A 23345-nucleotide genomic window follows, 5' to 3' on the forward strand; every position below is an offset into this window, starting at 1 on the left:
CCTACGGCGTCCCGGCCGGCTCAGCCGAAGACGGCCAGGCTCTTGGCCTTGCCCCGGTGCTCTTCGACGAGCGCGAGGAAACGGCCCTCGTGGTCGAACACGGCCACCGCACCGGCGCCCGCGTACTCGTCGGGGATCTCCAGCCGGACGCCGTTGAGCAGCAGCCGGGCCCGCTTGGCGTCGACCTGCCAGCGCGGGAACGCGGCGGTGGCGGCCTCGGCGATCGGCATCACGCTCAGGTCCTGCTGGAGTTGGTCCAGCGTCTTGGCCGCGTCCAGCTTGTAGGGGCCGACCCGGGTGCGGCGCAGCGCGGTGAGGTGGCCGCCGACGCCGAGACCGGCGCCCAGGTCGCGGGCGAGGGCGCGGATGTAGGTGCCGGAGGAGCAGACCACCGACACCACCAGGTCGAGCACCGGCGTGCCGTCCTCGGCGACCGCGTCCCGGACGTCGTAGACCGCGAAGGAGGAGATGGTCACCGGCCGGGCGGGGATCTCGAAGTCCTCGCCCTCGCGGGCCCGCTTGTACGACCGCACGCCGTCGATCTTGATGGCGCTGACCTTGGACGGCACCTGCATGATGTCGCCGGTCAGCTTGGCGATACCGGCGTCGATGGCGTCCCGGGTCACCTTGGAGGCGTCGGTGGACGAGGTGATCTCGCCCTCGGCGTCGTCGGTGAGGGTGGTCTGCCCCAGGCGGATGGTGCCCAGGTACTCCTTCTCGGTGAGCGCGAGGTGCCCGAGGAGCTTGGTGGCGCGCTCGACCCCGAGGACCAGGACGCCGGTCGCCATCGGGTCGAGGGTGCCGGCGTGGCCGACACGGCGGGTCCTGGCGATCCCGCGCATCTTGGCGACCACGTCGTGCGAAGTGAAGCCCGACGGCTTGTCGACGATGACGAGGCCGTCGGGCGTGGTGTGCTTCTGGGTCATTCGGTGGCGTCGCCGTCCGTGTCGGTCTCGTCGTCCGCCGGCTTGCGGTAGGGGTCGGCACCGGCGGCGTACGTCGCGCCGGTGGCCGCCTCGCGCACCTTCTGGTCGGACTGCCGGGCCTTGTCGAGGAGGTCCTCGATGGTCCGGGCGGTGTCCGGCAGGGCGTCCGCCACGAAGGTCAGGGTGGGGGTGAACTTCACCCCGGCCGCGCGGCCCACCTCGGAGCGCAGGATGCCCTTGGCGCTCTCCAGGCCCGCCGCGGCGGCCTTCCGCTCCTCGTCGTCGCCGTAGACCGTGTAGAAGACGGTCGCCTCCCGCAGGTCACCCGTGACCCGGGTGTCCGTGATGGTGACGTGCGAGCCGAGCCGCGGGTCCTTGATCCCGCGCTGCAGCTTCTGGGCCACCACCTCCCGGATGAGGTCCGCCAGCCTTTTCGCCCGCGCGTTGTCGGCCACTGGTCCGTCTCCCGTTCTTTCTTCTTGCTTGCGTTCTGTGGTCTGGTCGTCGTCAGTCGTCTTCGCCGTGGAAGCGGCGTCGGACCGACAGCAGCTCCACCTCGGGGCGGGCGGCGACCAGCCGTTCGCACCGGTCCAGTACGTCGGTGAGGTGCGCCGCGTCGCCGGAGACCATGGCGAGGCCGATGACCGCCCGCCGATGGAGGTTCATGTGGTCCACCTCGGCCGCGCTCACGGCGTACTTCCGCTGGAGCTCGGCGACGATCGGGCGGACGACGGAGCGCTTCTCCTTCAGCGAGTGGACGTCGCCGAGGAGGAGGTCGAAGGACAGAGTCCCCACGTACATGTTCGTGCCGGGTTTACCCGCCGGTACGGGATCGATGGCCTGGAGCCACGTTACCCCGTGCCCGACGACGGCTCGACCGGGTTTTCCGGTGCCCGGAACCGCCGTGCCGCCCGTCCCGGCCGCCCTGGAGGCGGCCGGGGCCGGAAAACGGCGCGCTGGCCGGCGGGACCGAGATCCCGCCGGCCAGCTTCGGATGCCGTCGGCCGTTACGCCCGCGGCTTCTCGCGCATCTCGTACGTCGCGATGACGTCGTCGACCTTGATGTCGTTGAAGTTTCCGAGGTTGATACCACCCTCGTAGCCTTCGCGGATCTCGGTGACGTCGTCCTTGAAGCGACGCAGGCCCTCGATGGTGAGGTTCTCCGCGACCACCTTGCCGTCGCGGATGAGGCGCGCCTTGGTGTTGCGCTTGACCTCGCCCGACCGGATGAGCACACCGGCGATGTTGCCCAGCTTGGACGACTTGAAGACCTCGCGGATCTCCGCCGTGCCCAGCTCGACCTCTTCGTACTCCGGCTTGAGCATGCCCTTGAGGGCCGCCTCGATCTCCTCGATCGCCTGGTAGATGACCGAGTAGTACCGGACGTCCACGCCCTCGCGCTCCGCCATCTGCGCGGCACGGCCGGCCGCACGGACGTTGAAGCCGATGACGATGGCGTCGGAGCCCATCGCCAGGTCGATGTCGGACTCCGTGACCGCACCGACGCCGCGGTGCAGGACGCGGATGTCGACCTCTTCGCCGACGTCCAGCTGGAGCAGGGAGGACTCGAGGGCCTCGACGGAACCGGAAGCGTCACCCTTGATGATCAGGTTCAGCTGCTGGACCTCGCCGGCCTTGAGCACCTTGTCCAGGTCCTCCAGCGACACGCGGCGCGTGCGCTTGGCGAAGGCCGCGTTGCGCTCGCGGGCGGCGCGCTTCTCGGCGATCTGACGGGCCGTACGGTCCTCGTCCACCACCAGGAAGTTGTCGCCCGCGCCCGGGACGTTGGTCAGGCCGAGGACCTGGACCGGCGTCGACGGGCCGGCCTCGGCGACGTTGTTGCCGTTGTCGTCGAGCATGGCGCGGACACGGCCGTAGGCGTCGCCGACCACCATCGTGTCGCCGACCCGCAGCGTGCCTCGCTGGACGAGGACCGTCGCCACGGCACCGCGGCCGCGGTCGAGACGGGACTCGATCGAGATGCCCTGCGCGTCCTGGTTCGGGTTGGCCCGCAGGTCGAGCGAGGCGTCGGCCGTGAGGACCACGGCCTCCAGCAGCGAGTCGATGTGCAGACCCTGCTTGGCGGAGATGTCGACGAACATGGTGTCGCCGCCGTACTCCTCGGCCACGAGGCCGTACTCGGTCAGCTGACCGCGCACCTTGGTCGGGTCGGCACCCTCGACGTCGATCTTGTTGACCGCGACCACGATCGGCACGTCGGCCGCCTTGGCGTGGTTGAGCGCCTCGACCGTCTGCGGCATGACGCCGTCGTTGGCCGCGACGACCAGGATCGCGATGTCGGTCGACTTCGCACCACGGGCACGCATGGCGGTGAACGCCTCGTGACCCGGGGTGTCGATGAAGGTGATCTTGCGCTCTTCGCCGTTGACCTCGGTCGCGACCTGGTAGGCACCGATGTGCTGGGTGATGCCGCCGGCCTCGCCCGCGATGACGTTCGTCTTGCGGATCGCGTCGAGCAGTCGGGTCTTACCGTGGTCGACGTGACCCATGACGGTCACCACCGGCGGACGGACGACCAGGTCCTCCTCGGAGCCCTCGTCCTCGCCGAACTCGATGTCGAAGGACTCGAGCAGCTCGCGGTCCTCCTCCTCCGGGCTGACGATCTGAACCGCGTAGTTCATCTCGTCGGCGAGGAGCTGGAGGGTCTCGTCGGAGACGGACTGGGTCGCGGTGACCATCTCGCCGAGGTTCATCATGACCGCGACGAGGGACGCCGGGTTGGCGTTGATCTTCTCCGCGAAGTCGGTGAGCGACGCGCCGCGGGAGAGACGGATGGTCTCGCCGTTGCCGCGCGGCAGCATCACGCCGCCGACGCTCGGGGCCTGCATGGCCTCGTACTCCTGGCGCCGCTGCCGCTTCGACTTGCGGCCACGACGCGCCGGACCGCCGGGACGGCCGAAGGCGCCCTGCGTGCCACCGCGGCCACCGGGACCGCCGGGACGGCCGCCGAAGCCGGGACGGCCACCGCCGCCACCGCCGGGACCACCCGGACGGCCGGCGAAGCCACCGCCGCCGCCACCGGGACCGGCCGGACGGCCGGCGAAGCCGCCGCCGCCACCGGGACGACCGGCGAAACCGCCGCCGGGACGACCGCCGCCGCCACCGGGACGACCACCGGCACCGGGACCGCGACCGCCGCCACCGGGGCCGGGACGCGGGCCGGCAGCGGGACGCTGCGGCATCATGCCGGGGTTCGGACGCGGACCGGCCGGGCCGGGACGCGGGCCGCCCTGCGGGCGGGGCATGCCGGCCGGGGACGGCCGGGAGCCGCCGGGAGCCTGCGGACGCGGACCGCCGCCCTGGGCGCCGGGCGCCTGCGGACGCGGGGCGCCGCCGGGACCGCCGGGGCCGGGACGCGGGCCGCCCTGCGGGCGCGGGGCCTGCGGGCGGGCCATGCCGGCGTTGCCGCCGGACGTGAAGGGGTTGTTGCCCGGGCGCGGACCGGACGGACGGGCACCCGGACGCGGGGCCTGGCCGCCGGGACGCTGACCGCCCTGGCCCGGACGGGGCGCCTGGCCCTGGCCGGGAGCGGGACGGTTGCCGCCGGGCTTCGGGGCGCCGGGACGGGCGCCGCCGGGACGCGGACCCTGCGCGGCCGGAGCCTGCGGGGTCTGCGCGGCCGGGGCGGCCGGCGGAGCGGTGAACTCCGGGGCGGCCGGGGCCGGGCGCGGCGCGGGCTTGGGACCGGGCACCGGGCGCGGACCCGGAGCCGGGGCCGGCGAGGACGCCGCGGGGGCCGACGGAGCGGCCGGCTGCGGGGCAGCGGGCGCCGTCGGGGGCTTGGGAGCCGCAGCCGGCCGCGGGGCCGGGGCAGCGGGACGCGCCGCCTGCGCCGGAGAGGGCGCGGCGGGCTTGGGGGAGGCCTTGCGCGGGGCGGGCTTCGCGGACTTGCCGCTGCCACCGCCCTGGAAGGCGTCGGTCAGCTTACGTACAACCGGCGCTTCGATGGTCGAAGACGCCGAACGGACGAATTCACCGAGTTCCTGGAGCTTGGCCATGACGACCTTGCTCTCAACACCGAACTCCTTGGCGAGTTCGTATACCCGGACCTTAGCCACTTCGCTCCTTTGAGGTCCGGGTTGAAGCCGGACCGTCGCTAGTTCATGGGCGTACTCATCGCGTACTCATCGAGTGCTCATCGCAATCTCGACCTGCTTTCGACTCGCGAGGTACCAGACCGTACGGGGTTCCGTACGGCACGTCTTACTGCGTTGCCTGCTCGGCAACTGTTGTCCGCTCGACGTATCGACGCAACGCCTTTGTGTCGAGCGCTCCCGGGACGCGCAGTGCCCGCGGGAACGCCCGGCGGCGTACCGCCTGGTCGAGACAGACCAGGGCGGGGTGTACGTAGGCACCCCGGCCGGGCAGCGTACCGCGAGGATCGGGGACGCACGCGTCCTCGATTCCCACGATCCGCAGGAGATCGTTCTTGGCCGCCCGCTCCCGGCACCCCACACAGGTGCGTTCAGGGCATGCTCGGGCGTGCGTCCGGCCAGACACGGTTAAGTCTACCTCCCCGTACCGACCTCACCCCTTTGGGGCAAGAATCGAACGGCTGTTGTCGTGATCTCAGCGTCGGGCGGCCGGGATCTGTTCCCCGGCCCCGGGTCCGCCGTGCGGCTCCGGGGCTGGTCCGGGCACCCTCGGTGCGGTGTGCGGCTACGCGCCGGCCTGCTCGGTGTCTGGCCGGATATCGATCCTCCAGCCGGTGAGACGGGCGGCGAGGCGGGCGTTCTGGCCCTCCTTGCCGATCGCCAGCGACAGCTGGTAGTCCGGCACGGTCACCCGTGCGGAGCGGGCGGCCATGTCCACGACCTCCACCTTGCTCACCCGGGCGGGTGACAGGGCGTTCGCGACCATCTCCGCCGGATCGTCCGACCAGTCGACGATGTCGATCTTCTCGCCGTTCAGTTCGCCCATCACGTTGCGCACCCGGCCGCCCATGGGGCCGATGCAGGCGCCCTTGGCGTTCAGGCCCGAACGGGTGGACCGTACGGCGATCTTGGTGCGGTGACCGGCCTCACGGGCGATGGCGGCGATCTCCACCGAGCCGTCGGCGATCTCCGGCACCTCCAGGGCGAAGAGCTTCTTCACCAGGTTCGGGTGGGTGCGGGAGAGCGTCACGGACGGGCCGCGCACGCCCTTGGCCACGCGGACGACGTACGACCGCAGGCGCATGCCGTGCGGGTAGGTCTCGCCGGGCACCTGCTCCTGCACCGGCAGGATGGCCTCCAGCTTGCCGATGTCCACGAGCACGTTCTTCGGGTCGCGGCCCTGCTGGACCACGCCGGTGACGATGTCGCCCTCGCGGCCGGCGTACTCGCCGAGCGTCGCGTCGTCCTCGGCGTCGCGCAGCCGCTGCAGGATCACCTGCTTGGCGGTGGTGGCGGCGATACGGCCGAAACCGGACGGGGTGTCGTCGAACTCGCGGGCCTCCTGGCCCTCGGCGAGGTCCTCGGGGTCCTCCTTCGCCCACACGGTCACATGCCCGGTCTCCCGGTTGAGCTCCACGCGCGCGTGTCGGCGGCTTCCCTCGGTGCGGTGGTAGGCGATGAGGAGGGCCGACTCGATCGCCTCGACCAGCAGGTCGAAGGAGATCTCCTTCTCCCGGACCAAACCCCGCAGGGCGCTCATGTCGATGTCCACGGCTACGCCTCCTCCTCTTCCTTCATGTCCTTCTTGCTGTCCTTGCGGTTGAACTCGACCTGCACGCGCGCCTTGGCGATCTCGGGGAAGCCGAGTCTGCGGGTGGTGGCCTTGCGCCCCTTGACCCCGGGCACCTCGACCGCGATGCCCTCCTCGTCGACCTCCAGGATCCGCGCGACCAGCTCGCCGCCCTCGGTGAGCTGGAACTTCACGAGCCGGTCGGTGGCGCGCACGAAGTGCCGGTGCTCGGTGAGGAGGCGCTCCGCGCCGGGGGTTCCGACCTCCAGGTCGTACGCGTCCTCGCCCATCGCATTGGTCTCGTCCAGCTTCGCCGAGAGCGCGCGGCTCACATCGGCGATCCGGTCCAGGTCCGCTCCGGTGTCGGAGTCGACGACGACGCGCAGCACCCGCTTGCGTCCTACGGAGTCCACGGCGATCTCTTCGAGATCCAGCCCATGGGAGGTGACGAGCGGTTCCAGCAGCTCTCGCAGCCTCTCGCTCTGGGTGGTGCTCATCCGGGTGACTCCTCGGCCGCGTGTGCTGTTGTGGGATGGGTCGCGTGTCTGGTCAAAGGGTACTGCCTCCGGCGGGGGGTGCTTCGCAGCGGAGCCCGGGGCCGCGTGCCGGTACGGCCGGGTGCCCCCGGGTGGGACGGCTGAGCCGGTGACATGCGGGGGGCGGATGCGCGGGTACCGTGATCAACGGCGGGCGCCGTCCCGCCCGTGTGTTCGTACGAGCCCCCCGAGGACGTCAGCCGTGCCGTACCCCCCGCCGTCGCGCATCCCCTCGGGGCCGCGCAGAAGAACCCTGCTGGCCTCGGCCGCCGGCGCCGCCCTGCTGGCGGGCTGCTCGGCCGGAGCGGACTCCGGCGCCGACGGCCCGTCGGCCGGCACGCGGGCACGCGCGCGTGCGGCGCGGGACAGCCGGGGCCTGCTGGCGCGCTACGACGCCGTGCTGGCCGCGCATCCCGCCCTGACCGACCGGCTGCGCCCGCTGCGGGCCGAGGTCGCAGCGCACGCGGCGGCGTTCGAGGACGGTACGAAGCCCTCACCGGCGGCGTCGAAGTCCTCGGCCGCGCCCGCCCCCGTGCCCGCCGCCGAGAAGGACGCCGTGGCCCAACTGGCCGCCGCCGAGCGCGCGCTGGCCGACCGGCGGGCCAAGGAGCTGCTCCAGGTGCCGGGCGAGCTGGCGCGGCTGCTGGCGTCGGTCGCGGCGGCCGGGGCCGCGCACGCGTACCTGCTGACGGAGGTGGCCAGGTGAGCGAAGAGGCACAGCAGGCCGAGGTGACCGCGCTCCAGGCGGCGCTGGCGGCGGAGCACGCGGCGGTGTACGGCTACGGGGTCGTCGGCGGGCGGATCGGCGAACGGCGCCGGGCCGAGGCGCGGACGGCGTACGACGCCCACCGGGCGCGCCGGGACGCGCTGGTGCGCGCGGTGCGCGACCTCGGCGCCGCCCCGGTCGCCGCGAGCGCCGCGTACGAGCTGCCGTTCCCGGTCCGGGACGGGGCGGCGGCGGAGCGGCTGGCCGCGCGGCTGGAGGAGCGGCTGGCCGGGGTCTACTCGGACCTGGTGCGGGCGGCGACCGGGGCGCGGCGGGCGGACGCGGCCGGGGCGCTGCGGGAGACCGCGGTGCGGGCGGTGCGCTGGAGCGGGCGGAGCGTAGCCTTCCCTGGGCTCGCCGAACGGTCCGGTGAACGGACCGACGAGCGGACCGGCGCGGCCGGCACGACACCGTCGGCCACCGCGTCCGCCGCGTCCGCCACGGCTCCGGCGAGGCACTGAGACACCGGCAGGAGGCCCGTACGCCCGTTGGAGGACGGACCGGGAACCGACAAGGACCCACAGGAAGGGAACGACTCGCGCATGGCTTGGGAAGCGCCGCCGCGTCTGGTGCGGGCGCTCGGTGAGACGGCACCGGCCGGGGACGACTGGCTGGCGCGGCTGCCCGCGGCGGCCGAGGAGGCCGCCGCCCGGCGCGGGTTGACCGTGGAGCGGGTGCGGGTGCCGGGCGGGCGCAGCAGCCTGGTGCTGCTGGTACGGCGGCCGGACGGCACCCCGGCCGTGCTGAAGCTGGCACCGCCCCGGGCCCGCCCGGAGAGCGAGCGGGCCGCGCTGGCGCACTGGGCCGGGCTGGGCGCCGTACAGCTGCTGGAGGACGGCGCGCAGGACGGCAGGCGGGACGGGGCGCTGCTGCTGGAGCGGTTGCACCCGGATGTGTCGGTGCGTTCGCTGCCGGAGGCCAAGGCGCTGCTGGAGGCGGCGGGGACGCTGCGCAAGCTGTGGGTGGAGCCGCCGGCCGGGCACGCCTTCGAGACCGTCGCCGAGCGCACCGGGCGGCAGGCGGCGGCGATGCGGGCGAGTGCCGGGGCCGAGCCCGAGGTGGCGCCGCTGGTGGAGTCGGCGCTCGCCGCCCGCGAGGAACTGCTGGCCGCGCCGCCCGAGGAGCGGCTGCTGCACGGCACGTTCCGGCAGAGCAAGGTGCTGTCGGGCGAGCGGATGCCGTGGCTCGCGGTGGGCCCGGACCCGGTGGTCGGCGAGAGCGCCTTCGACCTGGCGCGGCTGGTCCGGGACCGGGTGGAGGACCTGATCGCCCAGCCGGCCGGCCCGGCCACCACCCGCCGCCGGATCAAGCGGCTCGCGGAGTCCCTGGAGGTCGACCAGGACCGCCTGCGCGGCTGGACACTGTTCCGCGCGGTGGAGTCCGGAGTCCGTGCCCTCCGCGTGGGCCGCCCGACGGACGCGGAGCTGCTGCTGGAGTTCGCGGGCTGGCTGTAGCGGGGGCCGACGGGACGTAGCCACGGCCGGCCTGGGTGGCGACGGTGCCGTGGCGCGACTGTCCGTAGCGGCGGCTGTCCGGAGGGCGGCTGTCCGGAGGGCGGCTGTCCGGAGGGCGGCTGCCCCGAGCCGCAGCCGACCGCGACGACGGCCGGTCCGAGCGGCGGCTGACCGCGACGACGACTGTCCCGGAGAGGCGACCGGCCGCAGCACCGCCGACGGCGGCGGCTGCCCGGAGGAATGGCCGACTGTAGGACGACTGCCCGTGGCAACAACTGGCCGGAGCAGCGGCCGGCCGTGGCGGCCGGCCGAAGGGGCGACTGCCCCGGGACACGGCCGACCGGCTACGGCCGGTACGGCAGCCGACCGCAGCGACGCCCCCGGGGAAGTCCCCGAGGGCGTCGTCGGCAGGCCAGGCGACCGGCGGCGGGCCGGGCCGCCGCCGGTGACCGGGGGGTCAGGCCGTAAGACGGGCGATGGCTTCCTCGACCGTCAGTTCCTCGCGCTCGCCGGTCTTGCGGTCCTTCAGCTCCAGGACGCCCTCGGCGGCGCGGCGGCCGGCGACCAGGATCTGGGGGACGCCGATCAGCTCGGAGTCGGTGAACTTCACGCCCGGGGAGACCCCGGCCCGGTCGTCCACCAGGACGCGGACGCCCGCGTCGGCGAGCTTCCCGGCGACGTCCAGCGCCAGCTCGGTCTGGAGCGCCTTGCCGGCGGCGACCACGTGCACGTCGGCCGGGGCGACCTCCTTGGGCCACACCAGGCCCTTGTCGTCGGCGGTCTGCTCGGCGAGCGCGGCGACGGCGCGGGAGACGCCGATGCCGTAGGAGCCCATGGTGACGCGGACCGGCTTGCCGTTCTGGCCGAGGACGTCCAGCTTGAGGGCGTCGGCGTACTTGCGGCCCAGCTGGAAGATGTGACCGATCTCGATGGCGCGGTCCAGCTTCAGGCCGGTGCCGCACTTCGGGCAGGGGTCGCCGTCCTGGACGACGACGACGTCCACGTACTCGTCGACCTCGAAGTCACGGCCGGCGACGACGTTCTTCGCGTGCGTGTGCTCCTTGTTGGCGCCGGTGATCCAGGCGGTGCCGGGGGCCACGCGCGGGTCGGCGATGTACTTGACCTTCTCGCCCAGGCCCTGCGGGCCGACGTAGCCGCGGACCAGCTCGGGGTGGGCGGCGAAGTCGGTCTCGGTGACCATCTCGACGGTGGCCGGGGCGAAGTGCGCCTCGACCTTGTCCAGGTCCACCTCGCGGTCGCCGGGCACGCCCACGGCGACGATCTCGCCGTCCACCTTGACCAGCAGGTTCTTCAGCGTGGCGGAGGCGGGGACGCCGAGCGAGGCGGCCAGGGTCTCGATGGTCGGGGTGTCGGGGGTGGGAATCTCCTCCAGCGCGGGCACGGCGGAGCCGTCCACCGGCGTGAGCTGGTAGGTGATCGCCTCGGTGTTGGCGGCGAAGTCGCAGTTCGGGCAGTCCGCGAAGGTGTCCTCGCCGGCCTCGGCCGGGGCGAGGAACTCCTCGGACTTGGAGCCGCCCATGGCGCCGGCGGTGGCCGCGCAGATGCGGTAGTCGAGGCCGAGGCGGGCGAAGATCCGCTGGTATGCCTCGCGGTGCAGGGCGTAGGAGGCGCCGAGGCCCTCGTCGTCCAGGTCGAAGGAGTACGAGTCCTTCATCAGGAACTCGCGGCCGCGCAGGATGCCGGCGCGGGGGCGGGCCTCGTCGCGGAACTTGGTCTGGATCTGGTAGAGGATCACCGGCAGGTCCTTGTAGGACGTGCACTGGTCCTTGACCAGGAGGGTGAAGATCTCCTCGTGGGTGGGGCCGAGGAGGTAGTCGCCGCCCTTGCGGTCCTTGAGTCGGAACAGTTCCTGGCCGTACTCGTCCCAGCGGCCGGTCGCCTCGTAGGGCTCGCGGGGCAGCAGGGCGGGGAGGGTGACCTCCTGGGCGCCGATGGCGTCCATCTCCTCGCGGACGACGCGTTCGACGTTGGCGAGGACCTTCTTGCCGAGGGGCAGCCAGCTCCAGATGCCGGCCGCCGTGCGGCGGACGTAGCCGGCGCGGACGAGGAGCTTGTGGCTGAGGACCTCGGCGTCCGCCGGGTCGTCGCGCAGCGTCTTCGCCATCAACTGGGACATGCGCTGGACCGGTGCCTTGGCCATGGTTCTCGTACTCCTGCCGGGTAAAGGTGGTGGCATGGAGGTTATCCGGGCCGCCCGCGCCGGTGGAAATCGGTTATCGCCTGCGCAGCGGCAGCGGGGCGCCCATCACGGCGTACGGGCGGGGGGCGCTCGGGAAGTGCACCTGGCGGGCGAGGTCGGTGTAGCCGAGGGAGTGGTACAGGCCCCGGGCGGGGCTGTCGACGTCGATCGCGGAGAGGATCGAGCGGGGTTCGTCGGCGGTGTCGGTGATGGTGGTGATCAGCTTCCGGCCGATGCCCCGGTTCTGGTGGTCGGGGTGGACGTGCAGTTCGGTGATGACGAAGGAGTCGTCCAGCCAGAAGTCGTTGCCGCCCGCGCGCAGATGGGGCTCCACGACGGTGGACCACCAGTGGGTGCGGCTGTTGGGCATGCCGTACACGAAGCCGACGAGCCGGCCGCCGGCGGTCGCGCCGTAGGCCCGGGCGCCCTGGTACTGCATGTGGCGCTGGACGATCTGCCGGCGTACGGCGACCTCCTCCGGGCCCAGGCCGAAGGCGACGGCTTGGACGGCCAACGCCTCGTCGACGTGCGCGGTGAGGTCCAGGGGGCCGATCACTGGGTCCATGCGGGGAGCGTACAGGGGTGTCAGAAGAGCACACTCATGAAGGCGCCGACCTCTTCGAAGCCCACACGCCGGTACGTCCTTCTCGCCGCGGTGTTGAAGTCGTTGACGTAGAGGCTCGCCACGGGGGCGAAGTCGGCGAGGGCGTAGCGCAGCACGGCGGCCATGCCGGGGGCCGCGAGGCCCCTTCCCCGGTACTCGGGTGCCACCCACACGCCCTGGATCTGGCAGGCCTGGGGGGTGGCGGCGCCGATCTCCGCCTTGAACACGACCCGGCCCCGCTCGTCCACGCGGGCGAAGGAGCGGCCGGAGCCGACGAGTTCGGCGACGCGGGCCTGGTAGAGCAGGCCGCCGTCGCCGGACAGCGGGGAGACGCCGACCTCCTCGGTGAACATCGCCACGCACGCCGGCATGATCGTTTCCATCTCGTCCTTGCGGACGCGGCGGACGTAGGGGTCGGGGGCGATGTCGTCGGGCATGCGGTCGGTGACCATCAGCGGCTGCTGCGCGCGGACGTCGCGGGCGGGGCCCCAGTGAGGCTCCAGCAGCCGCCACAGCTCAGCGGTGGCGTCGGCGGGGCCGACGATGGAGGAGCAGCGGCGGCCGGCCCGGCGGGCGCGGTCGGCGAAGGCGCGCACGGCGCGCGGGGTGGCGCAGATGGGGACGAGGTTGGCGCCCGCGTAGCAGAGGGACGTGAGCATGCCGTCCTCGTACCAGCCCCACATCTCGCCGCCGAGCCGCCAGGGGTCCAGTCCTGCGACCCGGACCCTGGACGTCACGAAGGCATTGGCGACCGGCTCACGGTCGAGCACGGCGAGCGCCGCGTCCAGGTCGTTCGGTTCCAGGACCCGGGTGGTGGTCTGGGTCAACACTACGGGGCCTCACGGTGGGGTTCTGCTGGTCCCGGCACTGTACCTCGTGCGCTTGTGCGGCGCCCCGGAGCGGGGGGCCCTTTCCGCGCGGAAGCCTTCCCTCAGGTCCCTGGGGTCTCACTTCCCGACTGATTCCGGGCCCCGGTCGGCCAGGAAGCGTCCCGCCACACTCGTTCGAACTCTTCCGGGGTGATCGTAGATGCGGCGAACTCGGGCTGACCGGCCACATCCTCAATAGCGCCTACCGGGATTTCACTCAGCCCGATCTCGGCAGACTCATGAAATCCGTCAGCTTTCAGCCTCCGGCCGTCCCGGTGATGCTGGACTTTGCGCACCTCGTAGCCGTCATGACCGATCTCACTGTAGATCCTTGTCGGTTCCGACTGGAAGTCATGCAGCCAGTCGACCTTCCAATATTCCATGAGCCCTATCACGTAGACATCGGGACGCTGACCGGGCGCCTTCGTTCCCGGCTACACGCCGGAAAGGAACTGCCCGCCACCGAAACGCGCGCCCTTCGGTTTATCAGCCTTCAAAGAAGCCCGCAACTCATTGCTCCCAAGTATCCCGGATCTGCCCACGTCTGATGATTGTGCACCTAAGCATCGGGGTTTGGTGCCGGTGCGAGCCCAAGGGGATCCAGAGCGATGTATCGGGCGGTCTCGAGGTCGTAGTGGTGGAAGCAGTTGTGCCCAGGCTGTTGCGCCCCCAGAGGGTGGTTCGGGTGTGCCAGGCGATATCGCCTTGGGGGCGGTCTTCGGCGCCCCCAATCGTAGTACCAGGTGCCGGGGACGACCGAGTCGGTGCTTCGGGTGGTCACCGGGTGGAGAGGGGCATTCGGTCCGCCGTCAAACCCGATTGCACATATGGACGCGCTACCCGTGGAAATGCGACGACCTTGTCCAGGGCGGCAAGGCGGGCCAGAGCCGTCTCCTCCCCCTGCGGCCCGTCCGGGTAGGAGGTCTCCAGCCGGTACAGGGCCGTGCGGCGGGCGGCGGTGCGGCGCCGGTACGCCTTTTGCCGGCACGGCGGCCCGCAGTACGACAGATCCGCTCGCCCAGCCGTAACGGGCCTGCCGCACGCGCCGCACGGCCGCCCCGATCCCCTGCCGCCGATACGGAGCCGCGTGAGAGAAGTACGGCATGCCCCCGAACGCGTCGCCGAGGTCAGCAACTTCTCCGCCCGCCGGACGACGGCCAGATGGCAGGCGGCGCACGGCGTGGACGGCAACACCTCTCGCCGGCCGACCAGGTCCTCCCACCGGAACGCCGTCCGCCGCGCGGCAGCCGGGCGGGACAGCCCCGTGACCGGGTCGGGACATCCCTTTCCGTAACGGCACGCGCAGATCAGGAAGCGGCCGGCCGCCCACTGCCGGCCCCGGCGCACGGCACGGACGACGAGATGCGTCGGCCCGCCCGACACATCGGCGGCACACAGGACGTACGGACGACAACCATCACGCGTAGCCGTAACGAGCCCAACGACCCGCACGGTGCCCGTCATGCCCGAACAGCACCACCACACGCAGATCGGCCGCCGGCCAAAGGTGACGGCCGATCACCATGTTTTCGAGCCAACAGCAGCCTTCCGCATGCCTGGTGCCGGGTTACCGCCCTCTCCCCATGAGGTTGGTAACAGCTCAGGGTGACGTCTGTCGAGAATCCAGCCTGTCGACGGGCGACCGGTGTCCGGTGACCGAAATGCTCGGCCAGTTCTGTATTACGGTGCTGGAACTCGCAGGAGCTCGTTGGGGGGAAGCGTTGAGTGCTCGGATCTTGGTCGCTGAGGATGACGAGAAACAGTCTAGGCTGATCCGGATTTATCTGGAACGGGAGGGCAATGCGGTGCAGGTCGTGGCCGACGGTCGCGCCGCTTTGGAGAAGGCGCGGTCGATCCGGCCCGATCTGATCGTGCTTGACGTGATGCTGCCGTACGTTGACGGTCTCGACGTGTGCCGCATCCTGAGAACCGAGCCGGGCACCGCGGACGTCCCCATCCTTCTGCTCACTGCCCGCACGACCGAGGAGGACATGCTGCTCGGGCTCGACCTCGGCGCAGACGACTACCTCACCAAGCCTTACAGCCCGCGCGAACTGACCGCGCGGGTACGGGCGCTGCTGCGGCGGGCCAGGAAGTCGGCATCGGCCGGGACGACGCTGCTGCGGGTCGGCGAGGTAGAGCTGGACACCGCGCGGTTCGAGGCCCGGGTCGCGGGCCGGCCGGTGACGCTGACTGCGAGGGAGTTCTCCATCCTGGAGTCGCTGGCGCGCGAGCCCGGGCGGGTCTTCACCCGGGCACAGATCATTGAGCGTGTCTTCGGCTTCGATCAGGACGTGCTGGAGCGGACGGTCGACGCGCACGTGATGAACCTGCGGCGGAAGCTGGAGGTACCGGGAAGCCCGAGGCTGCTGGAGACGGTGTATGGACGGGGTTACCGGCTCGTGGATGGAACCTGAGCGAGTCCGAGGCGCCGCACGCGCGTGGTTTCGGAGCCCCGGGAGAACGTTTTCGGCGTCCCGAGACGCGCACGGCTTCAGGGCGCCAGGACCTGAGTGATTCAGAGGGGTGGGACCGGGCGCGCGCCCAGGGTGATGGTGAACGTTGTGCCCACCCCGACCGTGCTTGCCACGTCGATGGTGCCCCGGTGGTCGGTCACGATCTGCCGGGCGATCGACAGGCCGAGGCCGCTGCCGCCTGTTGCCCGCCCCCGTGACGCGTCCGCCCGCCAGAAGCGGTCGAAGAGGTGCGGCAGGTGTTCCGCCGGTATCCCGTTGCCGGTATCCCGCACCTCGACGACGGCCAGCTCGCCGTGCGGTACGAGGGCCAGTGTCACGCGCCCGCCGGACGGCGTGGCGCGCAACGCGTTGCCGACGAGGTTGCCGACGACCTGGCGGAGCCGGTCCGCGTCGGCGGTCACGTACACCGGGTGCGGGGCCTCCACCTCCAGCGACACGCCCGCCGTCCCGGCGCGGGCGCGGTACGCAGTGCGGGTGGATTCGAGGAGATCTCGCAGGTTGACCTCGGAGCGGTGGTACGTGAGCGCGCCGACTTCGGCGAGCGCGAGATCCTGGAGGTCGTCCACGATCCGCTGCTGGAGCAGCGCCTCCTCGTGGAGGGAGTCGAGCAGTTCGGGCGTCGGCTCGATGACCCCGTCCCGCAGGGCCTCCAGGTAGCCACGCAGGTTGGCGAGCGGAGTGCGCAGCTCGTGCGCGATGTCGCCGGTGAGACGGCGCTGGCGATCCTCGCCGGCCTGAATGGAGTCCGCCATGCGGTTGAACGCTCTGCCAAGGTGGGCGATCTCGTCCCGCCCGGTGACCGGAACGCGTCGCTCCAGATCCCCCTCGCCGAGTCCCTCGGCAGCGAGCGTCATGGCCCGCACGGGCCGCAGCACGGCCCGGCTCAGCAGCAGCGCCCCGAGGATCGCGGCGAGCGCGACCCCGACGGCTACGGCGATGGTGGGGGCGGCGGCGATCGTGGGCGGGGACTCGTCCTGGTATCCGAGGCGCACTTCGAGACGGGGTGGGGCGACGGAGGCAGTGCGCTCGTTGAAGACGCGTTGGAGGCACGGGACGAGCTGCCGGTCGGCCTCGCACGCCTTGGCCGCGGCCAGATCCAGGGCTCGCTGAGGATCGCGGCCGGGCTGGGGCTCCACGCACTGGGTCGGCCGGCTCTCAACGGTGACCACGGGGATGCCCGTACGGTTGGTTCGGACCGTCATCTCCGCCCCCGCCCGGGTCAGGCAGGCCGCGTCGGCCGCCGCCGCACGGTATTCGACGATCGCCACCGCGGTCAGCTTCGCGACCGTGCTCGGCACCAGACCCCGGTCGAATCGCAGCACCGGGCGCGGGTCGACCAGAACCGGGGGCTGACTGCCCGGCGGGCGCGACTCGCGGCCCGCGAGGGTGTCGGAGTCGGCGAGCAGGACGCCGGTCTCCGTTGTGACCAGGACGCGCTGCCCGGTGTCCTTGGACAGCGCGCCGACCACCGGTGCGAAATCCTCCCAGGTGCCATGCGCGAATCCGTACGCGCGCAGCTCGCCGATGACCTGGGAGACCTCCTTCTGGCCGGCCGCGACGGCCTCCTGTACCTGTCGGTTGGCCTGCCGAAGGGTGAGCCAGGCGGTGGCGGCCGTGGCAGTCACAGCAATCAGCATCAGCACACAGAGCACCCGAAGCCGGAAGCTCATCGCGCCCCTCCCGTCACGGACTTCGAGACATGCGCGCTCACCAGGACTCCTTCGATGGGGTTTTCCCAGCCACGGGACAGCCATCGGCTGACGAAATTGTCACCCGTTTCTCTCTGAGCCAATCATTTCTTCAGAATCATCGGAAGGTGATCGTTGCTACGGCAGTCGCATTTCGGTTAATACGAAGGCCGCCGCATTTCCGCTGGGCGCCGTCAGGCGTCTGGGTGCAGCGTCAACGAACGACATCGTTGGGGGGTTTCATAATGAAGCATCGACTCGTGGCAATTCTCCCTGCCGTCGCCATGGCCGTCCTGGCCGTCCCGATAGCCGCCGCTACCCCGGGCGCTGTGCACGCCGACTGCGGCACCGGCGCCTCGTACCAGGACGGCGGTTCGTGGGGCCTACCTGCGCAACGACGCGACCGGCGTCTACGGCTGGGTCCGTGACGACCTGCTGAGCAACGGTGGCAGCTTCACCCCGTGTTGATGCCGCGCGAGCGCTGAGCACGTCGCGATAAAAGCACATCAGGGGCGGTCTCCTATGAGGCCGCCCCTGCCTCGTACGGAATGCTCGGTGACGGCTCGTACGTGTGCTGGGGGTTCCGGCCCCGCCCCGAACGATGTCCTGCTCATGTACCGGACAGCGCCTCTGTCGGTGACAGCCGGCTCGCGCGGACGGCCGGGTACAGACCGGCGATCACGCCGATGAGCAGCGTCGAGCCGACGCCGGCGGCGCTCGCCCATACGGGGACGACCGTCGGCCAGTCCCGGCTGAAGGCGTACCCGGCCGTGATCAGCGTTCCGAGCACGGTTCCGCCTAGGCCGCCGATCAGCGACAGCAGCAGGGACTCCGTCACGAACTGGGTGCGGATCTGGCCCTTCGTCGCCCCTAGGGCCCGGCGCAGACCGATCTCCGGTCGGCGTTCCAGGACCGAGATGACCATGGTGTTGCCGACGCCGACCCCACCGACCAGGAGCGCGACGCCACCAAGGCCGAGCAGCAGCCCGGTGAGCGCCGACCGGGTCGCCTCGCGGGCTGCGAGCGCATCGGAGGGCCGGGAGATCTGCACCTCGCCGGGCTTCGCGGGATTGGCCGTGGCCGGGAGCACCGCCCGAACCGATGTGACCTGGTTTTCCTCCGCCCGGACGTAGATCGTCGACGGATGTCCGTCGAAGCGGAGGTACGTCTTGGCCGCAGGCCAGCCGACCAGTGCGGCACTGTCGAGTTCCGGCGCGAGCTGCACCTGATCGAGGACGCCCACCAGCGAGAACCAGCGGCCGCCCAGCCAGACCCGGGTGCCCGGGGTGTACACGTCGAGCCGCTGGGCTGCGGTCGCGCCGAGCACAACGGCCGGGTACTCCTCCGTCGCGGAGTCCAGCCAGCGGCCCTTGCTGACGTGACCGCCGACGGCCGGGAGCAGGCCGGAGCCGACCGCCAGGACGTCGAGGGAGCCGGTGCGGCCGACGGCGATGCGGTCGTTGCGGTAGACGTGCGCCCCTGTCGACCCGGTGGCGGCGACCTGCTGCACGGGTGGAACCCGTCCGATCATCGCCACGGACTCCGCAGGGAGCTTGGCCTCGGCGCCGTCGAGAGTCTCTCCCGGGGCGACCCGCAGCAGGTTCGTGCCGAGTGCGTCCAGCCGACGGTCCACCTCCGCCTGTCCGGAGCCCGAGATCCCGACCACCGCGATCATGGCGGCGACGCCGATGGCGATGCCGATGGCGGACAGGAATACCCGCAGCGGGCGGGTCCGCAGGCCGGTCCCGCCGAGCCGGATGACGTCCGCGGGGCCGAGCCGGGCAGCGCGCAGACCAGCCCGCGTCCGTGACGGTTCCCGGGCTTCGTGCGCCGGGAACCCGGGCGGCAGCGCTCGGATCCGGACGGTCTCGGGGTCCGCCTCCCGGCCATCCTGCCGGGAGGAGTCGGTCGTGTGGTCCGTCACCGGGGCGCCCCGATCGTCGTGCTCTGCTCGATGTCGGCGACCAGGCGGCCGTCACGCATTTCGATGCGGCGTGGCAGCTCGGCGGCGATCTCACGGTCGTGGGTGATGACGACGACGGTCGTGCCCGCGGCGTTCAGCTCGCGCAGCAGGGACAGCACCGCAGCGCCCGACGCCGAGTCGAGGTTGCCGGTCGGCTCGTCCGCCAGCAGCACCGACGGTCCGCCGACCACGGCGCGGGCCACGGCGACGCGCTGGCGCTCGCCGCCGGAGAGCTGATGCGGGAGGTGGTGGACGCGATGGCTGAGCCCGACCCGTTCCAGGGCGGCCGACGCCTTGGCTCGGCGTCGGCGCAAGGGCATGCCCGCGTAGAGCAGGCCGTCCGCGACCGAGTCCAGTACGGGGACGCCCACGGCCAGGTGGAACTGCTGGAAGACAAAGCCGATCCGGGTGGCCCGCAGGGCGGAGACCTCCCGGTCCGACAGGCTCGCGATGTCGTGGCCGTCGACGAGGACCCGGCCTGCGGACGGTCGGTCGAGGCTGCCCATGAGGTTGAGCATGCTCGACTTACCTGAGCCTGAGGGGCCGACGATCGCGACCAGTTCGCCCCGCCCGATGCGCAGGCTCACGTCCCGTACGGCGGCCACGCCGCCCGGGTAGGTCTTGGAGACCGCGTCGAACTCCACAACCGTCGTCGCGCCGCTCACTCGGGGATCCTCACTTTCATGCCCTCGCGGACGGCGGCGCCACTGACCTCGACGTTACCGTCTGCGAACATCCCGGTCTTCACGGCAACGAATCGTCCGTCCGCGGTCTCCAGGCCGTGTCCGCCCTCGGCGAGGGCGACGAGCGCGGAGACGGGAACGGTCAGCACGTCCCTGGCCTCCTTGCCCACGTACTCGACCGTGACGGGTCCGCTCTCCAACCGACCGACGGCCCTCTGGTCCTCGATGGTGATGGTCACGGGGATCGTGGCGGGCTGGGCCGTCCCGCCGCCCTCGCCTCCGCCACCCTCGGGTGCGGTCGCCTGCTTGCCGATCGTCGCCACCTCGCCCTGCGCGGAGTCGCCGTTGGGTAGTCGGACCGTGACGCGTGCGCCACGGACGGCCCAAGCAGCTTCTGTCGCGGAGGCGTTGACGGTCACCTTACGAGTTGTTCCTGTGTAGGTGAGGGTGTTCTCCCCGACGGCGGAACCGAGCCGAGTGCCGGGCTGACCGATCCGTACCTTGCTCGCGGAGTAGATGACGTCGCCCACGTCGACCGTGCCGGTCTCGGCCACTCCGAGCGATTTCTGCCAACGCTTGACGGCGGCGGCTGTGAGGTCCGTGAACTTCTCGTCCACAGTGAAGCCGGTGTAGCCCAGGGCGGCGAGGTTTGCCTCGAACTGCATGACATCCATGCCCTTCAGTTCGCGCGGCGCCCGGGAAGAGCCGTGGCCCCTATCGGTGCCGGTGCCCCCCGGCGCCTGCGCCCCGGAGGGGTTCGGGGACTTGCCGGCCCCTCCTCCGTCATTCTGCTGCTGCTCGTCCGGGTTCTGATCGTCGGACCCCTGCTCGTTCTCCTGGGTCGCCAGCCCCAGGGACCGGTACATCGGCAGGCTCCCGTACATCAGGATCACCGGCCGGTCGTCGACCCGGAGCAACTCGTCGCCGCGCTCGACCGTGGCGCCCGTCTTGGGCAGCCAGGTGACGGTCCCCTGCGCCTTCACAGGCAACGGAAGCTCCGTGCCGTACCCCAACTGACCCTCCAGCGAAGTGCGTTCGGTCAGCGTCGCCCGGGTCACCGAAACGACGGAGCCGGATCGGGGCGGGGCGCTCGGGTCTCCGTCATCCCCGCCGCCAAGTCCGAGCGCGCCGACCACGGCGACCGCCGCCACCACGACAACGGCGCAGGCGATCAGCGCCGTACGCCGACCCCGCCTGCCGCGCGGCGGCGTGGGCGCCTTTCGGGGCTCGTCATCGATGTGCGTCACCGTCTCGGTCATCCTCAGCCCTTGCCCGCCGGCGGGTTGGTCGGATTGCCGATGATGGGGGCGCAGACGCGCGTCGCCCGCTGCGCACCGGCCGAGCTCTGATCCCACTCCGGCTCACCGGAGTTGTTGTCGCCGCCGTAGCCGTCGGGGCCCGGGTCGGGGAAGTCCTGGGCGCCGTTCTTCTGCATGCACTCGGCGTATTCGCGCTTGGTCTTGATCTGCTCAGGGGTGAGCTTGGGCCGGTTGGCCGCCTCAACGCTCTCGGGGACGGCGGGCTTCTTCGCGGAGCACTTCTCAGAAGCATCGATGAACTTGGGATTCTTCTTGAGGGCGAGACCCTGCCCGGAGAGGTCGACCTGCCCGGACTCGTCCGGGTCGGGGACGTCGATGCCGTTGTCTCGCATGCACTTCACCCACTCGCGCTGGCCCTTCACGTAGACGGCCAGTTCATCCTCTGCACCACCCCCGTTTGCCCTCTCCGAGGCGGACGTGCCGGCACCGCCCGCCGAAGGGACCTTCGCACCGCCGTCATCACTGCCACAGCCGGTCAGCGCGAAGGCCATGACCGATGCCGCCGCGGCCAGTAATAGCCGGTTCGTCCTCATTGACTCTCCCATTCCTCCTGTCCCGCCCGACCGCGGATGCGGCAGACAGGGTGACGGTAGGCCGGAAACCATGAAGAACTTTTGAAGAACCTGTCACCCGATCATGAGGCCCCTCAGCGCTTTGACTCGGCGGGGCGATCCGCTGTCGTTTCAAACGACGGCCCCGCCAACGAAACCCTCACGCTGATCGCCGCCGAGCTGGCGTCCAACGCCGTCCGGCACGGGCACGTACCCCGGCGGGACTTCCGTATCCGGCTCACCGCCTCCGACGACTCGCTGCGGCTGGAGGTGTCGGACACGCGTACCGAGCGGCTGCCCGAGGTGCGGGAGCCTTCCGGCGAGTCCGGGCGCGGGCTGGTGCTGGTCGAGGCGCTCGCCGACAAGTGGGGCGTCGCGCCGAGGCAGCCGGGCAAGACCGTCTGGGCCGAAGTATGGCTGAGTCCCGCCACCCAGCGGTGACGGGACTCACAGAGGCGGGAGCGGTCAGCCCGCTACCGATACCGACGGCTCGCCGGAGGTCACGCCGTCCTTCTCCATCTGCTCGGCCAGCTTCATGGCCTCCTCGATGAGGGTTTCCACGATCTTGGACTCGGGGACGGTCTTGATGACCTCGCCCTTGACGAAGATCTGGCCCTTGCCGTTGCCGGAGGCCACGCCGAGGTCGGCCTCGCGGGCCTCGCCGGGGCCGTTCACCACGCAGCCCATCACCGCGACCCGCAGCGGGACCTCCATGCCGGTCAGACCGGCCGTGACCTCTTCGGCGAGCTTGTAGACGTCGACCTGGGCCCGGCCGCAGGACGGGCAGGAGACGATCTCCAGGCCGCGCTGGCGCAGGTTCAGGGACTCCAGGATCTGGATGCCGACCTTGATCTCCTCCACGGGCGGGGCCGAGAGGGACACGCGGATGGTGTCGCCGATGCCCTGGCTCAGCAGCGCGCCGAAGGCGACCGCCGACTTGATCGTGCCCTGGAACGCGGGGCCGGCCTCGGTCACACCGAGGTGCAGCGGGTAGTCGCACTGCTCGGCGAGCTGGCGGTAGGCCTCGATCATGACGACCGGGTCGTTGTGCTTGACGGAGATCTTGATGTCCCGGAAGTCGTGCTCCTCGAAGAGGGACGCCTCCCACAGGGCGGACTCCACCAGCGCCTCGGGGGTCGCCTTGCCGTACTTCTGGAGCAGGCGCCGGTCCAGGGAGCCGGCGTTGACGCCGATCCGGATCGGGGTGCCGTGGTCCTTGGCGGCCTTGGCGATCTCCTTGACCTTGTCGTCGAACTGCTTGATGTTGCCGGGGTTGACGCGGACCGCGGCGCAGCCGGCCTCGATGGCGGCGAAGACGTACTTGGGCTGGAAGTGGATGTCGGCGATGACCGGGATCTGCGACTTCTTCGCGATGGTCGCCAGGGCGTCCGCGTCGTCCTGCGTGGGGCACGCCACACGCACGATCTGGCAGCCGGAGGCGGTCAGCTCGGCGATCTGCTGGAGGGTGGCGCCGATGTCGGACGTACGGGTCGTGGTCATCGACTGGACCGAGACCGGCGCGTCCCCGCCGACCGCCACGCTTCCGACCTGGATCTGCCGGCTCTTCCGGCGCTCGGCGAGCCTGGTCGGAACGGACGGCATGCCGAGAGAAATCGCAGTCATC

22 protein-coding genes are annotated in these 23345 nt (G+C 71.4%); 5 read left to right on the forward strand and 17 right to left on the reverse strand.

The window, feature by feature from the left end:
* Positions 1-20: 20 nt before the first annotated feature.
* From truB to rimP, 7 genes are all read right to left on the reverse strand, one after another.
* Entirely contained in the window at positions 21-926 is a 906-nt protein-coding gene (gene truB / locus ACSURM_RS10675; RefSeq protein ID WP_436954762.1) for a tRNA pseudouridine(55) synthase TruB, read from the reverse strand.
* The gene (gene rbfA, locus ACSURM_RS10680) at positions 923-1381 is read right to left on the reverse strand and encodes a 30S ribosome-binding factor RbfA (protein WP_189997542.1); all 459 of its coding nucleotides are present in this window, start codon (positions 1379-1381) and stop codon (positions 923-925) included. Before rbfA ends, truB begins: the two co-directional genes overlap by 4 nt.
* Positions 1382-1433: 52 nt before the next feature.
* Complete coding sequence (locus tag ACSURM_RS10685; protein ID WP_030619068.1) at positions 1434-1727, reverse strand: DUF503 domain-containing protein; 294 nt, start codon at positions 1725-1727, stop codon at positions 1434-1436.
* Positions 1728-1933: 206 nt separating this feature from the next.
* Positions 1934-5005, reverse strand: a complete 3072-nt coding sequence (gene infB / locus ACSURM_RS10690) for a translation initiation factor IF-2 (RefSeq protein ID WP_436954764.1) — start codon at positions 5003-5005, stop codon at positions 1934-1936.
* Between the two features lie 145 nt (positions 5006-5150).
* A complete protein-coding gene (locus tag ACSURM_RS10695; RefSeq protein WP_359046289.1) occupies positions 5151-5447 on the reverse strand; it encodes a YlxR family protein in 297 nt (98 codons plus the stop codon).
* A 159-nt stretch (positions 5448-5606) separates the two neighbouring features.
* Positions 5607-6593: a transcription termination factor NusA gene (gene nusA / locus ACSURM_RS10700; RefSeq protein ID WP_381555694.1), complete on the reverse strand. Its 987-nt coding sequence runs from the start codon at positions 6591-6593 to the stop codon at positions 5607-5609.
* Between the two features lie 2 nt (positions 6594-6595).
* Positions 6596-7108 (reverse strand): ribosome maturation factor RimP, encoded by a 513-nt coding sequence (rimP, locus tag ACSURM_RS10705; protein WP_391343821.1) that lies wholly within the window; start codon positions 7106-7108, stop codon positions 6596-6598.
* Positions 7109-7349: 241 nt separating this feature from the next.
* On the opposite strand from rimP, the gene ACSURM_RS10710 reads away from it, so the two are divergent.
* From ACSURM_RS10710 to ACSURM_RS10720, 3 genes are all read left to right on the forward strand, one after another.
* Entirely contained in the window at positions 7350-7853 is a 504-nt protein-coding gene (locus tag ACSURM_RS10710) for a hypothetical protein (protein WP_436954767.1), read from the forward strand.
* Complete coding sequence (locus ACSURM_RS10715) at positions 7850-8374, forward strand: ferritin-like domain-containing protein (RefSeq protein ID WP_436954769.1); 525 nt, start codon at positions 7850-7852, stop codon at positions 8372-8374. Before ACSURM_RS10710 ends, ACSURM_RS10715 begins: the two co-directional genes overlap by 4 nt.
* Before the next feature lie 81 nt (positions 8375-8455).
* Positions 8456-9367 (forward strand): aminoglycoside phosphotransferase family protein, encoded by a 912-nt coding sequence (locus ACSURM_RS10720; protein WP_436954771.1) that lies wholly within the window; start codon positions 8456-8458, stop codon positions 9365-9367.
* A 457-nt stretch (positions 9368-9824) separates the two neighbouring features.
* On the opposite strand, the gene ACSURM_RS10725 is transcribed toward ACSURM_RS10720, so the two are convergent.
* From ACSURM_RS10725 to ACSURM_RS10740, 4 genes are all read right to left on the reverse strand, one after another.
* On the reverse strand, positions 9825-11528 hold the full coding sequence (locus tag ACSURM_RS10725) for a proline--tRNA ligase (protein WP_436954773.1): 1704 nt from the start codon (positions 11526-11528) through the stop codon (positions 9825-9827).
* 73 nt (positions 11529-11601) lie between these two features.
* Positions 11602-12132 carry a GNAT family N-acetyltransferase gene (locus ACSURM_RS10730; RefSeq protein ID WP_436954775.1) on the reverse strand — a complete coding sequence of 177 codons (531 nt, stop codon included), beginning with the start codon at positions 12130-12132 and terminating at the stop codon, positions 11602-11604.
* A gap of 20 nt (positions 12133-12152) precedes the next feature.
* Positions 12153-13001: a GNAT family N-acetyltransferase gene (locus tag ACSURM_RS10735; RefSeq protein WP_436954777.1), complete on the reverse strand. Its 849-nt coding sequence runs from the start codon at positions 12999-13001 to the stop codon at positions 12153-12155.
* Between the two features lie 101 nt (positions 13002-13102).
* A complete protein-coding gene (locus ACSURM_RS10740; protein ID WP_436954779.1) occupies positions 13103-13423 on the reverse strand; it encodes a DUF6881 domain-containing protein in 321 nt (106 codons plus the stop codon).
* A 1338-nt stretch (positions 13424-14761) separates the two neighbouring features.
* On the opposite strand from ACSURM_RS10740, the gene ACSURM_RS10745 reads away from it, so the two are divergent.
* Positions 14762-15457, forward strand: a complete 696-nt coding sequence (locus ACSURM_RS10745) for a response regulator transcription factor (protein WP_436961030.1) — start codon at positions 14762-14764, stop codon at positions 15455-15457.
* A 101-nt stretch (positions 15458-15558) separates the two neighbouring features.
* Here ACSURM_RS10745 and ACSURM_RS10750 read toward each other — a convergent pair whose 3' ends face one another.
* The 5 genes from ACSURM_RS10750 to ACSURM_RS10770 all read right to left on the reverse strand — a co-directional run bounded on the left by ACSURM_RS10750 (position 15559) and on the right by ACSURM_RS10770 (position 21703).
* On the reverse strand, positions 15559-17187 hold the full coding sequence (locus ACSURM_RS10750) for a sensor histidine kinase (protein ID WP_436954781.1): 1629 nt from the start codon (positions 17185-17187) through the stop codon (positions 15559-15561).
* Between the two features lie 628 nt (positions 17188-17815).
* Complete coding sequence (locus tag ACSURM_RS10755; RefSeq protein WP_436961032.1) at positions 17816-19054, reverse strand: ABC transporter permease; 1239 nt, start codon at positions 19052-19054, stop codon at positions 17816-17818.
* 71 nt (positions 19055-19125) lie between these two features.
* Positions 19126-19833 carry an ABC transporter ATP-binding protein gene (locus ACSURM_RS10760; protein ID WP_436954782.1) on the reverse strand — a complete coding sequence of 236 codons (708 nt, stop codon included), beginning with the start codon at positions 19831-19833 and terminating at the stop codon, positions 19126-19128.
* A complete protein-coding gene (locus ACSURM_RS10765) occupies positions 19830-21110 on the reverse strand; it encodes a peptidoglycan-binding protein (protein ID WP_436954783.1) in 1281 nt (426 codons plus the stop codon). Before ACSURM_RS10765 ends, ACSURM_RS10760 begins: the two co-directional genes overlap by 4 nt.
* A 2-nt stretch (positions 21111-21112) precedes the next feature.
* On the reverse strand, positions 21113-21703 hold the full coding sequence (locus tag ACSURM_RS10770) for a hypothetical protein (RefSeq protein ID WP_436954784.1): 591 nt from the start codon (positions 21701-21703) through the stop codon (positions 21113-21115).
* A gap of 81 nt (positions 21704-21784) precedes the next feature.
* Between ACSURM_RS10770 and ACSURM_RS10775 the strand changes: the two genes are divergently transcribed.
* Positions 21785-22162: an ATP-binding protein gene (locus ACSURM_RS10775; RefSeq protein ID WP_436954785.1), complete on the forward strand. Its 378-nt coding sequence runs from the start codon at positions 21785-21787 to the stop codon at positions 22160-22162.
* A gap of 24 nt (positions 22163-22186) precedes the next feature.
* Here ACSURM_RS10775 and ispG read toward each other — a convergent pair whose 3' ends face one another.
* Complete coding sequence (ispG, locus tag ACSURM_RS10780; RefSeq protein ID WP_167513042.1) at positions 22187-23344, reverse strand: flavodoxin-dependent (E)-4-hydroxy-3-methylbut-2-enyl-diphosphate synthase; 1158 nt, start codon at positions 23342-23344, stop codon at positions 22187-22189.
* Position 23345: the final 1 nt, after the last annotated feature.

The organism is Streptomyces sp. SudanB182_2057 (assembly GCF_964272715.1).
Lineage (GTDB): Bacteria > Actinomycetota > Actinomycetes > Streptomycetales > Streptomycetaceae > Streptomyces > Streptomyces rubradiris.

Excerpts from the sequence above, each read along its gene's own strand:
- ACSURM_RS10725 (WP_436954773.1), bottom strand. The coding sequence starts at position 11,528 with ATGGCCAAGGCACCGGTCCAGCGCATGTCCCAGTTGATGGCGAAGACG.
- ACSURM_RS10720 (WP_436954771.1), top strand. The coding sequence starts at position 8,456 with ATGGCTTGGGAAGCGCCGCCGCGTCTGGTGCGGGCGCTCGGTGAGACG.
- ACSURM_RS10685 (WP_030619068.1), bottom strand. The coding sequence starts at position 1,727 with ATGTACGTGGGGACTCTGTCCTTCGACCTCCTCCTCGGCGACGTCCAC.
- ACSURM_RS10730 (WP_436954775.1), bottom strand. The coding sequence starts at position 12,132 with ATGGACCCAGTGATCGGCCCCCTGGACCTCACCGCGCACGTCGACGAG.
- ACSURM_RS10765 (WP_436954783.1), bottom strand. The coding sequence starts at position 21,110 with ATGACCGAGACGGTGACGCACATCGATGACGAGCCCCGAAAGGCGCCC.
- ispG (WP_167513042.1), bottom strand. The coding sequence starts at position 23,344 with ATGACTGCGATTTCTCTCGGCATGCCGTCCGTTCCGACCAGGCTCGCC.
- ACSURM_RS10740 (WP_436954779.1), bottom strand. The coding sequence starts at position 13,423 with ATGGAATATTGGAAGGTCGACTGGCTGCATGACTTCCAGTCGGAACCG.
- ACSURM_RS10770 (WP_436954784.1), bottom strand. The coding sequence starts at position 21,703 with ATGAGGACGAACCGGCTATTACTGGCCGCGGCGGCATCGGTCATGGCC.
- ACSURM_RS10750 (WP_436954781.1), bottom strand. The coding sequence starts at position 17,187 with ATGAGCTTCCGGCTTCGGGTGCTCTGTGTGCTGATGCTGATTGCTGTG.
- rimP (WP_391343821.1), bottom strand. The coding sequence starts at position 7,108 with ATGAGCACCACCCAGAGCGAGAGGCTGCGAGAGCTGCTGGAACCGCTC.
- truB (WP_436954762.1), bottom strand. The coding sequence starts at position 926 with ATGACCCAGAAGCACACCACGCCCGACGGCCTCGTCATCGTCGACAAG.